The 13,644-nt window shown below is 69.2% G+C and carries 10 protein-coding genes and 1 pseudogene; 7 read left to right on the plus strand and 4 right to left on the minus strand.

The genetic code is table 11. From position 1 onward, the window contains the following. Positions 1-425: 425 nt before the first annotated feature. Both JWP64_RS05105 and JWP64_RS05110 read right to left on the minus strand, forming a co-directional pair. On the minus strand, positions 426-605 hold the full coding sequence (locus JWP64_RS05105) for a hypothetical protein (RefSeq protein WP_297492867.1): 180 nt from the start codon (positions 603-605) through the stop codon (positions 426-428). A gap of 596 nt (positions 606-1,201) precedes the next feature. After that, positions 1,202-2,341, minus strand: a complete 1,140-nt coding sequence (locus JWP64_RS05110) for an LLM class flavin-dependent oxidoreductase (RefSeq protein ID WP_297492869.1) — start codon at positions 2,339-2,341, stop codon at positions 1,202-1,204. A gap of 298 nt (positions 2,342-2,639) precedes the next feature. On the opposite strand from JWP64_RS05110, the gene JWP64_RS05115 reads away from it, so the two are divergent. The 5 genes from JWP64_RS05115 to JWP64_RS05135 all read left to right on the plus strand — a co-directional run bounded on the left by JWP64_RS05115 (position 2,640) and on the right by JWP64_RS05135 (position 9,389). Beyond that, positions 2,640-3,629 carry a helix-turn-helix domain-containing protein gene (locus tag JWP64_RS05115; RefSeq protein WP_297492871.1) on the plus strand — a complete coding sequence of 330 codons (990 nt, stop codon included), beginning with the start codon at positions 2,640-2,642 and terminating at the stop codon, positions 3,627-3,629. A gap of 53 nt (positions 3,630-3,682) precedes the next feature. Further along, positions 3,683-3,976, plus strand: coding sequence for a CoA transferase (locus tag JWP64_RS05120; RefSeq protein ID WP_297492874.1), 294 nt, complete (start codon positions 3,683-3,685; stop codon positions 3,974-3,976). Between the two features lie 489 nt (positions 3,977-4,465). Further along, the gene (locus JWP64_RS05125; RefSeq protein WP_297492877.1) at positions 4,466-5,941 is read left to right on the plus strand and encodes an aldehyde dehydrogenase; all 1,476 of its coding nucleotides are present in this window, start codon (positions 4,466-4,468) and stop codon (positions 5,939-5,941) included. Between the two features lie 46 nt (positions 5,942-5,987). Next, positions 5,988-7,280, plus strand: a complete 1,293-nt coding sequence (locus JWP64_RS05130; protein ID WP_297492880.1) for a bifunctional 3,4-dihydroxy-2-butanone-4-phosphate synthase/GTP cyclohydrolase II — start codon at positions 5,988-5,990, stop codon at positions 7,278-7,280. A gap of 123 nt (positions 7,281-7,403) precedes the next feature. Then, a complete protein-coding gene (locus tag JWP64_RS05135) occupies positions 7,404-9,389 on the plus strand; it encodes an aconitate hydratase (RefSeq protein WP_297492882.1) in 1,986 nt (661 codons plus the stop codon). 355 nt (positions 9,390-9,744) lie between these two features. On the opposite strand, the gene JWP64_RS05140 is transcribed toward JWP64_RS05135, so the two are convergent. Further along, positions 9,745-10,269 (minus strand): flavin reductase family protein, encoded by a 525-nt coding sequence (locus JWP64_RS05140; RefSeq protein WP_297492884.1) that lies wholly within the window; start codon positions 10,267-10,269, stop codon positions 9,745-9,747. 387 nt (positions 10,270-10,656) lie between these two features. Here JWP64_RS05140 and JWP64_RS05145 point away from each other — a divergent pair, with 387 nt between their 5' ends. Further along, positions 10,657-11,628 (plus strand): AraC family transcriptional regulator, encoded by a 972-nt coding sequence (locus JWP64_RS05145; RefSeq protein WP_297492886.1) that lies wholly within the window; start codon positions 10,657-10,659, stop codon positions 11,626-11,628. Positions 11,629-11,662: 34 nt separating this feature from the next. Next, positions 11,663-12,070, plus strand: a pseudogene (locus tag JWP64_RS05150) (SDR family NAD(P)-dependent oxidoreductase); the annotation flags it as partial. A gap of 320 nt (positions 12,071-12,390) precedes the next feature. Here the strand turns inward: JWP64_RS05150 and JWP64_RS05155 are convergent. Continuing rightward, a complete protein-coding gene (locus JWP64_RS05155) occupies positions 12,391-13,467 on the minus strand; it encodes an IS630 family transposase (protein ID WP_297492888.1) in 1,077 nt (358 codons plus the stop codon). Between the last annotated feature and the right edge of the window lie 177 nt (positions 13,468-13,644).

Consider the following 13,644-nt stretch of genomic DNA (forward strand, 5'->3'; position numbering starts at 1 on the left):
TGGGGCGCCGACGGCGTACGCGCCGCATTCTGGGAGGCCCTCCGGAGCTGACCGTAAACCCCAACGCCCACCCCCGGACCAGCATGCGGCAACGCCGACCAAAGCCGTACCGCGGGTAGCACGCGCCCTGGCCGCCCACTCGCGCCACGACCCCGAGCCACACTCCTCCAGGAACGCGGACCGGCACCCCACGGTGCCTCGAGAGCGCGATCTCCCAAAGCCGGACGAAGACAAGGCCTCCGGTCCCCACCGACCGTCACCTCTACCTGCGCCGCTACTTGCGAGCTGGTCCAGGCACCCGCGAGCGCACCGGTAGCCGCCGGCTCGAGCCACGCGACCTCGACCGCCGGCTACCGCGGCGGGCCGACCAACGCAGGACCAGCTCCGACCCCTCGCACGGCCGGGCCGCGCGCACCACGCCGCTGCTACTCCCCGAGGTTCCGCGAGATCTCCCCGGCCGCCCCGGCCACGAGCTCCCCCCAGTGCGGGACCAGCCGGCGCTGGTAGCGCGAGTCCCACGCCGTCCCGTCGGGGACGGCCAGGTGGATCGTGCCGTTGGTCTCGTCCCGATGCAGGAAGCATCGGATCTTGGCGTCGACGGCCACTGGATCAGGCTCGATCGCGACGTCCAAAGTGGTCTGCAGCTCCGGCGGACAACCGGGGCCGGGAAGGCTCTCAGGTGCAACGGACTACGCGCGGAGCCGGTCGTGACACGAAACTCCGGCCAGGAAAGGCAACAAATTAGCCATACCTAATGGAGGTTTCCGCAGGTCAGCGGTGGGGCAGGTGGGGCTCGAACCCACGACCTGACGGATTATGAGGGAAGAGCATTCCGTCTCACACAGCCTCTACCAGCAACAACGTTCGCGAGATGGCCTCCTTGGATCGCGTGCACCACTCTGATCGCCCTTGGTTCGTGTCACATCTCGTGTCATGCGTAAGGGCGCCAGTTGGTCGCGAGGCACCCACTACGCGTAGCCAAGCTGGAGGGTCTGGTCCGGCTCGGCCACCGGCTGCGCAGAGGTGCCGGGGCCGCGCACCGTGAGGCCGCGGGGGCGGTCACACCGATGCGCTGTCGGCGGCTACGGAGCCGGGCCGGGAGACTTCTGTTCGAGGTCTCCCTGACCTGGACCGATTGGGTACCGGTCGTGTCGGCACCCAGTCGACTGCCCTGATCCAAGAATGGCTCAGGATCGGCGGGTCAGTGGCGCAGGCCGTGCTTGCGCATCAGCGGCATGACCTCGTCGCCGAACTCCTTGATCTCGCGGGCGTAGTCGTGGAAACCGAAGATCGCGCCGCCCATACCCGCGTCGCTGAGCTCGGCGAACTGCTCGCAGACCTGCTCGGGCGTGCCGACGAGGTTCGGGCCGCCCCAGCCGGCGATGAACCGCTCCTGGTACTTCTGAATCTGGGTCCCGAAGGAGCCGGACTGCACGCCGAGCACGTCCATGACGTTCTTGGCGCCGGACCAGTCGCCCTGATCGATGATCGCCTGCTGGGCGGCCTTGGCTTCCTTCTCGGTCTCGCGCACGATGACGAGGCAGTAGGTCCAGACGTCGATGTCGCGTTCGTACTTGTCGTTGGCGATCTGCTTGATGCCCTTGATGTACTGAGGGGCTTCCTCGGTCGGCAGCGCGATGAGGTTGATGTCGACGTTGCGCGCGGAGAACTCCTGGCCGCGGGGCGAGGCGCCGGCGTTGAGCAGCGCCGGACGCGGCTCCTGGATCGGCTTGGGGTAGGCGTGCGCGCCCTTGGACTGGAAGAACTTGCCGTCATAGTCGAAGGACTTCTCCTCGTTCCAGAGCTGCATCGCGAACTCGAGCCAGTCCTGGCCGTACTCGTAGCGCTCGTCGTGCTCGAGCTGCTTGCGTCCGAAGAGCTCCATCTCCGGGGTGAACCAGCCCATCACCAGGTTCATCCCGAACCGGCCACCGGAGATGTGGTCGATCGTGGTGGCCATCTTCGCGGCGACGATCGGGTGCACGGTCGGCACGTGGGTGGTGGTGAAGATGCCGATGTTCTCGGTGGCCTGCGCGAGGCCGGCGGCCCAGGTGTAGGTCTCGAAGCAGACGCCGTTGAAGTTGGTGTCACCGCCGAACCCGGTCCAGCGGCCGACCGGGACCATGGCCTCCATGCCGAGCTGGTCGGCGGCCTGGGCGATCTCGATCTGCTGGTCCCAGGTGACCCGGAAGTCGGTGGGCGCGTTGCTCATGATCACGCCACCGCTGCAGTTCGCGGAGAAGATGCCGAGCTTGAGCTTCTGGTCGTTGAAGACCGGATTGTCCTTCACGGACTTGTGGTGCCCGAGCAGGTCGTCGGCCTTGTGCATGGGGTAGGTCACGGCAGTCCTCCATCGTCGGTGATCCGGGATTGCGTGCCGGGCGTGACGTGGCGCACCGGGCGATCGCTGTGTGCAGCAACGTATGGATGCCGGGAAGACGGCGACTATCCGCGCGCCGACCTGCAGTGTCCGCCAAACGACGTCCGGCCGGTCTCGGGCGCGGAGTCCCGGCGCCAGGGCCCACGCCGAGCGTCAACAGCGGAGATCGCCTCGGGTGTCGCTACGCGGATAGCGGTCCGCGGTCCGCTGCTTCTAACGTCGGGCAGCCCATGGAGCTGACACGGCAGTGGGGGTAGGGATGGATGCGCAAGAGGCCGAGCCGCTGGCCCGCTTCCCCGCCATGCGCACCCGCGACGCCGGCGAAGCCGAGCATGTCGTCTCCCATGCCTACGTGCCGCATCGACTGCGCGCCTCCGGGTCGCTCGACGCTCGGCTCAATCTGGCCGGTTCGACTCGCTTGACCTTCGGGTTTCTCGCTTACGGCACCGCCATCGAGCTGGTGGTGCCGCCGATGGTCGACTGCTATCACCTCAATCTGACACTGGGAGGCCGGACCTCGGTCCGCCACGGCCACATGAGGACGACGACGGCGGCCGGCATCAGCGGGGTCCTGCTCTCCCCGCGCGAGGAATCCACGCTGGCATGGTCGGCGGACGCGGCCCAGTTCGCGGTAAAGGTCCCGGTGCTGTCGATGCAGGCACAGCTGTCGAGCCTGTTGCACGAGCCGGTCGATGCCCCGCACTTCGGGCTGCACATCGACCTGACCTCCGACACCGGTATGGGTCTCGTCGGCGCGGCGTTGTTTCTGGCCGACCAGTTCGGAACCGGCAACACCGGCGAGCTGATCCGCGAACAGCTCGAGTCCTACCTGCTCACCCAGCTGCTGCTCGGTGCCGAGCACACCTACTCCGCACAGCTGCACGGCTCTCCGTGCTCTCCGGACCGGTTCGCACTGGAGGAGGCCGTTGACTACATCGAGGCTTACCCGGAGCGGCCGTTGGGGATCGCAGATCTCGCGGCGGCCGCCGGCACCAGCGCCGCGGCGCTGGAGGCGGCGTTCGAGCAGGAGCTAGGACTGCGGGCCGACGAGTATGTGCGGGGTGTGCGCCTGTCCCGCGCACACGCGCAGCTGTGCCAGCTGCGCCCCGGGGACTCGGTGGAGTCGGTGGCCCGGCGATGGGGGTTCGTGAACGTGCGCCGGTTCCGCGCTGAATACCGGGCGCGCTATGGCCGCAGCCCCGGCCCGGTGCGGCGGGCCGTGCCACCGGGGATGGCGCTCGGCGGATAGTCGGTGTCCGCTCGCGGATAGTCCGCTCCGGCAGTGCTTCCTACTGTCATGGTGTGTCTGCCTACGACCTGCCCACCGACGCGCGGGGTAGCGACGATCCGACCGGCGAAACCCGCCTCGTCGCCACCGACGCGCCAGCCTCCTCGCATGCCCCAGGCGCCCTGGACGGAATCCGCGTGCTGGAGCTCGGCACGCTGATCGCCGGCCCGTTCTGCGGGCGGCTGCTCGCTGATCACGGCGCGGACGTGATCAAGATCGAGGCACCGGACCGGCCGGACCCGCTACGGGTGTGGGGTCAGGCCGAGCAGGACGGGCACCACTTCTTCTGGACCCGTGCACGCGCGTAACAAGCGCTGCATCACTCTCGGCCTGCGCCGCGACGAGGGCCGGGAGCTGTTCCTGCGTCCGCCGATCTGAGGGAAGTCGGGCTGTGCGACGAGCTGCAGCTCGAGGACCCAATCCCCTTGGCGGACAAGCTCGCCATCCTCGACGCCGTTGCCGCCACCGGTGTGCGCCGGGTCGAGGTGACCTCGTTCGTGTCCCTGTCCAGCAACTCCACCGCGCAGGCGGCCCAACAAGCCTCGCGGCCGCGGCTGAGCCCGAACAGCAGCAGCACCGGATCTTGGCCCGGTCGCCCGCCCTCCGCCGGTGGCCCGCGACCGGGCCGACCCATCACCGCACCGGTTGCCTGCTCCGTCGCGCGAGAAATATCGGCGGCCCGGGCGGGCTGTCGCGCAGCGGACATTGCCGGGCCGGGAACGGATAGTCCGCGGCCCACACCGCTTCTAGCGTCGGTAGGAGCAAGGCACGCAAGCACTGTCGAGAAGGACGGACCGATGGCTGATCTCGAGCGTTTCAAACTGGTGATCGGTGGCAAGCCGGTCGACGCCCTGTCCGGGGCGACCTTCGAATCGCAGAACCCGTACACCGGCGAGACCTGGGCTGTGCTCGCAGACGGCTCGCCCGAGGACGTCGACGCCGCCGTAGCGGCAGCCCGAGCTGCCCTCGACGGGGAATGGGGCCAGACCACCGGGTTCGTTCGCGCGCAGCTGCTGCGCCGGGTCGGGGACCTTATCGGCGAAAACGCCGAACGGCTCGCGCGCCTGGAGGTCAACGACTCCGGGAAGCTGTACCGGGAGATGATCGGCCAAATGAACGGGCTCGGCTCCTGGTTCCACTACTACGCCGGACTGGCCGACAAGATCGAGGGCCGTCAGATCCCCTCACCGAACCCGAACTACCTGGTCTACACGCGCAAGGAGCCGATCGGGGTCGTCGCCGCGATCACCCCGTGGAACTCGCCGCTGCTGCTGCTGACCTGGAAGCTCGCCCCCGCCCTGGCGGCGGGCTGCACCATGGTCGTCAAGCCGTCCGAGCACGCGCCCGCCTCCACCGTCGTGCTGGCCGAGCTGTTCGATGAGGCCGGGTTCCCGCCCGGCGTGGTCAACGTCGTCACCGGCAAAGCCCCGCAGGTCGGCGCCGCCCTGGCCGGACACCCCGGGGTGAACAAGGTCGCCTTCACCGGCGCCACCGCAACCGGCCGGCACGTCGCGCACGCCGCGGCGGAGAACCTCAACCCGGTCGTCCTCGAGCTCGGCGGCAAATCTCCCCAGATCGTCTTCCCCGACGCCGACCTCGCCGCCGCCGCGAACGGCGTCATCTCCGGGGTGTTCGCCGCCACCGGGCAGACCTGCATGGCAGGGTCCCGGCTGATCGTCCACGAGTCCGTGCACGACGAGCTCGTGCGCCTGATCGCCGAGCGGGCCGCCACGATCAAGCTCGGCGACCCGATGGACACCGCAACCGAGATGGGGCCGGTCGCCAACGCCCCGCAGTACGCGAAGGTCCTGCACTACCTGCAGACCGCACAGGACGAGGGCGCCAGGGTCGCCTACGGCGGCGCGGCCGATGACAGCCTCGGTGGCCTGTTCGTCAAGCCGACCGTGCTCACCGGAGTCGGACCGGAGTCGACGATCGTGCGCGAGGAAGTCTTCGGCCCGGTCCTGTCGGCCTACACCTTCAGCGACGAGGACGAGGCCGTCAAGCTCGCCAACGACACCCCGTTCGGGCTGGCCGGGGCCGTCTGGACCAAGGATGTCCACCGCGCCCACCGGGTCGCGGCGAAGGTCCGCGCCGGCACCATCTGGATCAACGCCTACCGCGTCGTCGCCCCCAGCGTCCCGTTCGGCGGCTACGGCCTGTCCGGGATCGGCCGCGAGAACGGTGTCGAGGCCATCGAGGCCTACACCGAGAACAAGTCGGTATGGGTCGAGCTGACCGGCGGTACCCGCGACCCGTTCACCCTCGGCTGAGCCCCGACCGCCGTTTCCCCTACTCGGAACGCACGAGGAGTTGACAATGACGCACTCCGCCGACGACACCAGCCGGCCCGCCGGCCCCGACACGGCGCTGCCCGCGACCCTGCCCGGGACCTTATCGGTGCAGCGCGCCGTCGCCGCGCTGGCCGCGGGGCGGATGGTGATCGTGACCGATGACGCCGACCGGGAGAACGAGGGCGACCTGATTCTGCCCGCCGCCACCGCGTCCGCCGAGCAGATCGCGTTCGTCGTCCGCCACACGACCGGCCTCGTATGCGCACCGATGACCGGTGAACGGGCTGACGCCCTACATCTGCCGCAGATGGTCGAGGACAACAGCGATGCTCACGGCACCGCCTTCACGATCACCGTCGACCACCTCGACGGCGGCACCGGTGTGTCGGCGGCCGACCGGACCACCACCTTGCGCTCGCTCGCCGATCCGAGCACGCGACCGGAGGAGTTGCGCCGCCCGGGGCACATCTTCCCGCTGCGCGCCCGCGACGGTGGGGTCCTGGTCCGGGCCGGGCACACCGAGGCCGCGGTCGACCTGTTGCGCCTGGCCGGGCAGGAACCGGTTGGGGTAATCGGGGAGATCGTCGCCCCGGACGGGTCGATGTCGCGTGGCCAGCAGCTCCTGGAGTTCGCCGCCGAGCACGACCTGCCGATGCTCGCGATCGCCGACCTCGTCCGCTACCGGCGGGCGACCGAGCGGTTCGTCGAGCACGTCGCCACCTCGGCGATGCCCACGGTGTTCGGCGAGTTCCGCGCCGTCGCCTACCGGTCCACCCTCGACGGCACCGAGCATCTCGCCCTGGTCCACGGCGACGCCGCGGCCGCGAGCCGCACCGAGAAGGGCGCGCTGGTGCGGGTGCACAGCGAGTGCCTCACCGGCGACATCATCGGCTCGCTGCGCTGCGACTGCGGCGCCCAGCTCGAACAGGCGCTGCGCGCGATCGCCGAGGAAGGCGCCGGCGCGGTCGTGTACCTACGCGGCCACGAAGGCCGCGGGATCGGGCTCGCCCACAAGATCCGCGCCTACGCCCTGCAGGAGAACGGGCTCGACACCATCGACGCCAACACCGCCCAGGGCCTGCCCGTGGACTCGCGGTCCTACGGCGTGGGCGCGCAGATCCTCGCCGATCTGGGCATCACCCGGCTGCGGCTGGTCACCAACAACCCCGCCAAGTACGGCGGCCTCGACGGCTATGGCCTCGAGATCGTCGGCCGGGTCAGGCTGCCGACCACCGCCACCCCGCACAACCTGCGCTACCTGCGCACCAAGCAGGAACGCATGGGCCATGTCATTTCCGTCGACGAGAGCGCAGGCTGACAGCTACCCGACATTTCCGCCCGACCGCCGCGACCCGGCCGGGTCGGCCCCTCCGGACAGCACCACGCTCCACCTGCCGCCCACACGTCGGTCTGCGGCGGCGAGTGCAGAGAGGTTCATCAGATGTCACCGTGCGCGAGCCTGACCCACAAGCTGCTCCAAGCTCACCTGGCCGACAACACCACGACGCTGGAGCCGGGCCAGGACATCACGGTCGGTGTCGACCAGATCCTCATCGAGGACGCCACCGGCACCATGACTGGGATGCAGTTCGAAATGCTCGGTGTCGAGGAGATCGCCGTACCGCTGGCGGTCATGTACGTCGACCACAACGTCCTGCAGATCGACGACAAGAACATGCAGGACCACCGCTACCTGCGCTCGTTCTCCGGCCGCTACGGCGTCCGGTTCTCCCCACCCGGACACGGCATCTCCCACTACATCCACATCGAACGCTTCGCCCGCCCGGGCGCCCTGATCGTCGGCGCGGACTCTCACACCACCACGTCCGGGGCACTCGGCGCGTTCGCCACCGGAGCAGGAGGCCTCGAGGTCGCTGTCGCGATGGCCGGGTTCGGCTTCGAGCTGCCCTGCCCCCGTGTGATCGGGGTCGAGCTCACCGGACGGCTCGGCTTCGCAGTCGAGCCGAAGGACGTCGTCCTGGAGCTGCTGCGCCGCTATGGCGTACGCGGGGGTGTCGGGGCGGTGTTCGAGTTCTACGGCGACGGTGTGGCGTCGCTGTCGATCACGGGGCGGGCCACGATCTGCAACATGGTCGTGGAGACCGGCGCGACCACCGCCGTGTTCCCCTCCGACGAGCAGACCCGGGCCTGGCTCGCCGCCCAAGGGCGCGAAGATGACTTCGTCGTGCTGGTCGCGGACCCCGGCGCCGCCTACGACGAGCAGATCCACATCGACCTCGACGCTCTCGAGCCGCTCGTCGCGGTGCCGCAGTCGCCCGGGAACGTCGTACCGGTCAGCGAGGTCGCCGGCACCGAGATCGTCCAGGTGTGCGTCGGGTCGTCGGTCAACTCGTCCTACGAGGACCTGGCCACCGTGGCCGCCGCCCTGCGGCACGACACTGTCAAGCCCGGGGTCCAGCTCACCGTCACCCCCGGATCACGCCAGATCCTGGACACGATCGCCCGCTCCGGGGTCTACCAGGACCTCCTCGACGCCGGGGCGCGGATGCTCGAGCCCATCTGTGGGCCGTGCGTCGGCATCGGACAGGCCCCGGTCAAGGACCAGCCCTCGCTGCGCACCTTCAACCGCAACTTTCCCGGCCGCAGCGGCACCGCCGAGGACCGCGTCTACCTGTGCTCGCCCTCGACCGCAGCGGCCAGCGCGATCACCGGTGCCATCACCGACCCCCGCACCCTCGTCGACTGGCCAGCCCTGCGAGCTGCGGAGCCGCCCAACATCGGCCTCCACGACCGGCACATCACCGCGGCCCATCCGCTCGAGCAGCGTCGTGAGATCGAGGTCGAACGGGGCGACAATCTAGTACCGCCGACGCTGCCCGACCCTCTGCCCGAGGACCTGGACGCTGAGATCCTGATCGTCGTCGGGGACGACATCTCCACCGGCGACATGGCTCCCGACGGCGCGATCGCCATGTCGGTCTGGTCGAACATCGCCGAGTGCGCGCGGTTCATGTTCCGCCGCCTCGATCCCGACTTCCACGACCGGGCCCTCGGCGCCGGTCGCGGTGTCATCGTCGCCGGCCACAACTACGGCCAGGGATCCTCCCGCGAGCACGCCGCACTCGCACCACTGCACCTGGGCGTGCGCGCCGTCATTGCCCACAGCTACGCCCGCATCCATCGTCGCAACCTCATCGCCGTCGGTATCGTCCCCCTGCTCTTCAGCGACCCCGATACTCGCAACGACGTTCGGCAGGGACAGCGCTTGCACGTCAACGGCCTGGTCAAGGCGCTCGCGGACCGCGCCGACACCATCCCTGCCGAAATCGACGGGCAGAGCGTGAAGCTGGCCCTTCAGCTCACCGCTGGTGAGCGGGACGTCCTACTTGCCGGCGGGCTGATCCCGCACATCCGTGCCGGCCGACGGGCCGCGATCATCACGCCCCGAAAACGCCCCGGAAACTGATCGCCAGGGCGCCCGTCCGCCGTCGCGCGACGCGACCCATGACCATCACCGGCGTCGTCGGAAACCCGAAGCCGGCAACGCGCACCTCGGCAGCCGTTCCAGGACCAGTTCGCCGGCGGCAGTTCCGCAGGGTCGGCGAAGATGGAGCACCTGTGCGACTCGGGCCACCCCGCGCAGGTTGAGCGGGCAAGCAGCGGCCCCAGTCGCGCGGTTCGCGCCGATCGGGTGGTCGTCGCGCGCCTGTGAGGGAGCGTCCAGGGGACCCAACGGGCAGCTTCTCCTCCCAGGCGTGGTGCGCGCGTCCGAGGGGCACATTCGCGGTCGCGCCGGCAGACGACGGAAACACCGACCCGGGTTACCGAACGGCGACGGCGGAGTTGACGCCGTAGGTGCCGCGATGGAAGAGCAGCGGCGGGCGGGTCTCGTCGGCGCCGAGGTCGTGGACGCGGCCGGCGACGATGGTGTGGTCGCCTCCGGGGTATTCGTGCTCGACCGTGCAGTCGATCCAGGCGGCGACGCCGTCGAGGATCGGGGCACCCGACGGGGAGGCGGACCAGCGAACGCCCGCGTACTTGTCGGTGCCGGACCGGGCGAAGGCTGCACTGAGTTCTTCGTGGTCGACGGCGAGCACGTTGACGCAGAACCGGCCGATTTCGCGGATTTTCGGCCAGGTCGACGAGGTCCTCGACGGGCTGAAGGACACAAGGGGTGGATCGAGGGACAGCGAACTGAACGATTGGCAGGTGAAGCCCACGGGCCCGTCCGATCCGATGGCGGTGATGACGACGATCCCGGAGGCGAAGTGCCCGAGGACGTCTCGCATGCGGGCCGCCTCGATGGGGGCCGGCCCGTGCGCTCCGCTGTGCGTCCTTGCGCTCATGTTTCCGAACGCTAGGCCGGGCCCGGACCGTTCCGATATCCGCGAACCGTCGGCGTATAGCCGCAAGGCGGCGTTCGGCGGCGAGCACGGGCAGACCCCGTTCACAAGCGGACTGATTCCGGCTCCGGCCGGCCTGAGCTGCGTGTTCCCGCCGGTGGCGGTGATCGCCGAGGCCCGGCGCTCCGGGATGAAACGCATCCACCACCCGCTCGCGGTCCATGTCGCTTTTCGGATACTGAGGTCGCGGCGCGGATGGTGGCGACAGTCACCGTCGTTTAGCGTCTGTGCCCATCACCGGCAGGGATGCCGGCGAGGACGGGCAGGAACGACCACGACGGTCGCGACCCGCGGAGGCTGGACATGATGCGCGAGGACTCAGGTCCGGAGGTGACTCCCCGACCGCTGCTCTCCACCCATGATCTTGAAGAAGCCCAGCACTACATCACCGACGTCTACATCCCCCACGATCTGCAGACCCGTGACGGGCGGACGTTGGACTTCAAGCTGCGTTATCTGAGGTCGGAGCGGCTCACCGTCGGGCATCTGGTCTACGGCGCCGACGCAGAGTTGCTGGTTCCTCCGATGCTCGACTGCTACCACATGAACCTGACCCTCAGCGGCCAGACGATGGTGGCGCAGAAGGGACGGCGCGCGGCGACCCAGGCCCGGCAGAGGGGAGTGCTGTTCCAGCCCGACGACCCGTTCACCGTGCGGTGGAGCCCGGAGGCGACTCAGTACGCGGTCAAGCTGCCACGCCGCCCACTGGAGGCCCATCTCTCGAAGCTGATCAACCGGCCGGTGGAGCGGCCGATCGGGTTCGATCTCGGGTTCGACCTGGCGTCCCCGGGCGGACAGTCGCTGCTCTCGGCGGTGAACTACCTGCGGGTGGAGCTGTCCCGGCCCGGGGGCATCTCGGAGATGCCGCTGGCACGGGACCACCTCGAGTCGCTGGTACTGACCCAGCTGCTGCTGACGATCCCGAACACCTTCACCGACCTGCTCAGCACTCCCGGCCAGCCCGCGCAGCGGGGCAACGTGCGACGAGCCATCGACATGATCGAGACCAACCCGCAGGCCGAGCTGTCTCTGGCCGATCTCGCCGCCGCCGCGGGCGTGACCGGACGGCAGCTGCAACGAGGGTTCAAAGAGGCCGTCGGGATGTCGCCGATGGCCTACGTGCGCGCGGTGCGCCTGGACCGCGTCCACGCCGAGCTCCTCGAAGGCGCAGGCACGGTCCCAGTGACCGACGTGGCCATGCGCTGGGGCTTCTTCCATTTGAGCCGGTTCGCCCAGCAATACCGCGAACGGTTCGGCCACCTGCCCTCGGAGACGGTCCGCCGGGTCCTGCGACACAGCTGACGAGGCGAGGTCATCCGCGGAATTACCACTCGCAGTCGCACAAAGGCTTGCTGCGGATGGCGCATCGGTCGTGGTCAACTCGCGCAGCCAGGAGCGCGCGGACGCGGCCGCCGCGGCTGTAGGCGGCGACCGCGTCCGCGCCCTCGCGGCGGATGTCGGCGACCCGGCCTCCGTCCAGGAGCTCGTCGACCGCATCGTGGAGTCCTTCGGCCGGCTCGACATCCTGCTCAACAACGCCGGGCAGAGCAACGCCACACCGACGACCGAGCTGGCCGTCGAGGACTGGCAGCGCGTCCTACAGCTCGACCGGTGGGGCAGGTGGGGCTCGAACCCACGACCTGACGGGTCTTCTATAGCACCGCCCACCGTGCTCAACGGAGGTCTCCGGTGCAGGTCAGAGGCGGTCTCGGTGATCAGGAATGGTCGGCAGGCGACGCCGTGATCAGGCGTAAGCGTGCCCCAAAACGTGCCCGGATCCTGCGGCCGTCGGGGACGACGTCCGCGCGGCGGCGCCCGTCGCCGTCGCTGGCCGAGACCGTCGGGATCGCTGGTGACGGACCGGTGCTGCCTGAACCACCCCGCGGACAGTTGGGAAGGGCCGGCCGTCTCGGACTAGTCCACCGGCGCTCGGCCGACCGCGACCAACGCGGTGCTTCTCGTAACCCGGGTCGACGTGGGCCGACCGCTAGAGGGGTCGGACGTGTACCACCTCGGGCCGGTCGCATCTCTAGCCGTGATCGACCTCCGGCACTCCGGCCCTGTCTAGCGTCGCGTGTCGGAAGTGGATTTACGGTGGGCTTTGGCGATGATGGTGTCGGCGTCCTTGGCCCAGGCGAAGGGTTGGCAGCGTTCGTTCCAGCCGTCGATGAACGCTGCGATGGCCTCGACGAGCTCGCGGACCGAGCCGAAGGTGCCGCGGCGGATGGCCTGGCGGGTGATGATCCCGAAGAAGATTTCGACCATGTTCAGCCACGACCCCGAGGTCGGGGTGAAATGCAGGGTGATCCGCGGGTTGCGCGCCAGCCAGGCTTTCACGACCGGGTGCTTGTGGGTGGCGTAGTTGTCGCAGACGAGGTGCAGCTCGACCCTGGGGTAGGCCTTCGCAACCTGTTTGAGGAACCGCAGGAACTCCTGGTGGCGGTGCCGGGGCAGGCAGGTCTGCTCGACCCGGCCGGTGGCCACCTCGAGCGCGGCGAACAGGGTCGTGGTGGCGTGGCGGACGTAGTCGTGGGTGGCCCGTTCCGGGAGCCCGGGCATCACCGGGAGGATCGGGGCGGTCCGATCCAGGGCCTGGACCTGCGACTTCTCGTCCACGCAAAGAACCACGGCCTTCTCCGGCGGATCCAGATACAAGCCGACGACATCACGGATCTTCGCGTCCAGCTCGGGATCGGTGGAGAACTTGAACGTCTCGGTCCGCCACGGCTGCAGGTTCCACTTGCGCCAGATCCGGGCCACCGTGGCGAATGAGATCTTCAGCTCCGCGGCCAGCAGCCGCGCCGACCAGTGCGTCACCCCCAGCCGGGCCGGCGGCCGACCCGCGTCGGCGAGGGTGGCCACGACGACGTCGATCTCATCGATCTCCACCGGACGACCGCTGCGCGGCAGGTCCTCCAACGCCCGGACTCCACCGGTGTCGTAGCGGGCGCGCCAATCGACCACGGTCGGCCGGCTCGTCCCGGTCCGCCGCGCGATCTCGGCATTCGGCAACCCCTCGGCGGCCAACAACACGATCCGCGCCCTCTGGGCCACACCGGCCCGCACCGAACTCGACCGGGTCAACGCCAACAGTCGGGACCGATCACCCTCACGCAGGACCAGCGGCGCCGCAACCGACATGCCCTCATCGTCCCGCACCACCAACCGTAAACAAACTAACGACACGCGACACTAGTTGCTCGTGAACTGGCCCGCGTTCTCGATCAGGAATTCCTCGACCGTGTGCAGATCGTGGCCGAGCAGTTCTTTCAAGGTGCTGGTGACACCGGACATCTGGCCGGCTTCAGCGCCCGTCTC

The organism is Pseudonocardia sp., from assembly GCF_025465255.1.
GTDB lineage: Bacteria > Actinomycetota > Actinomycetes > Mycobacteriales > Pseudonocardiaceae > Pseudonocardia.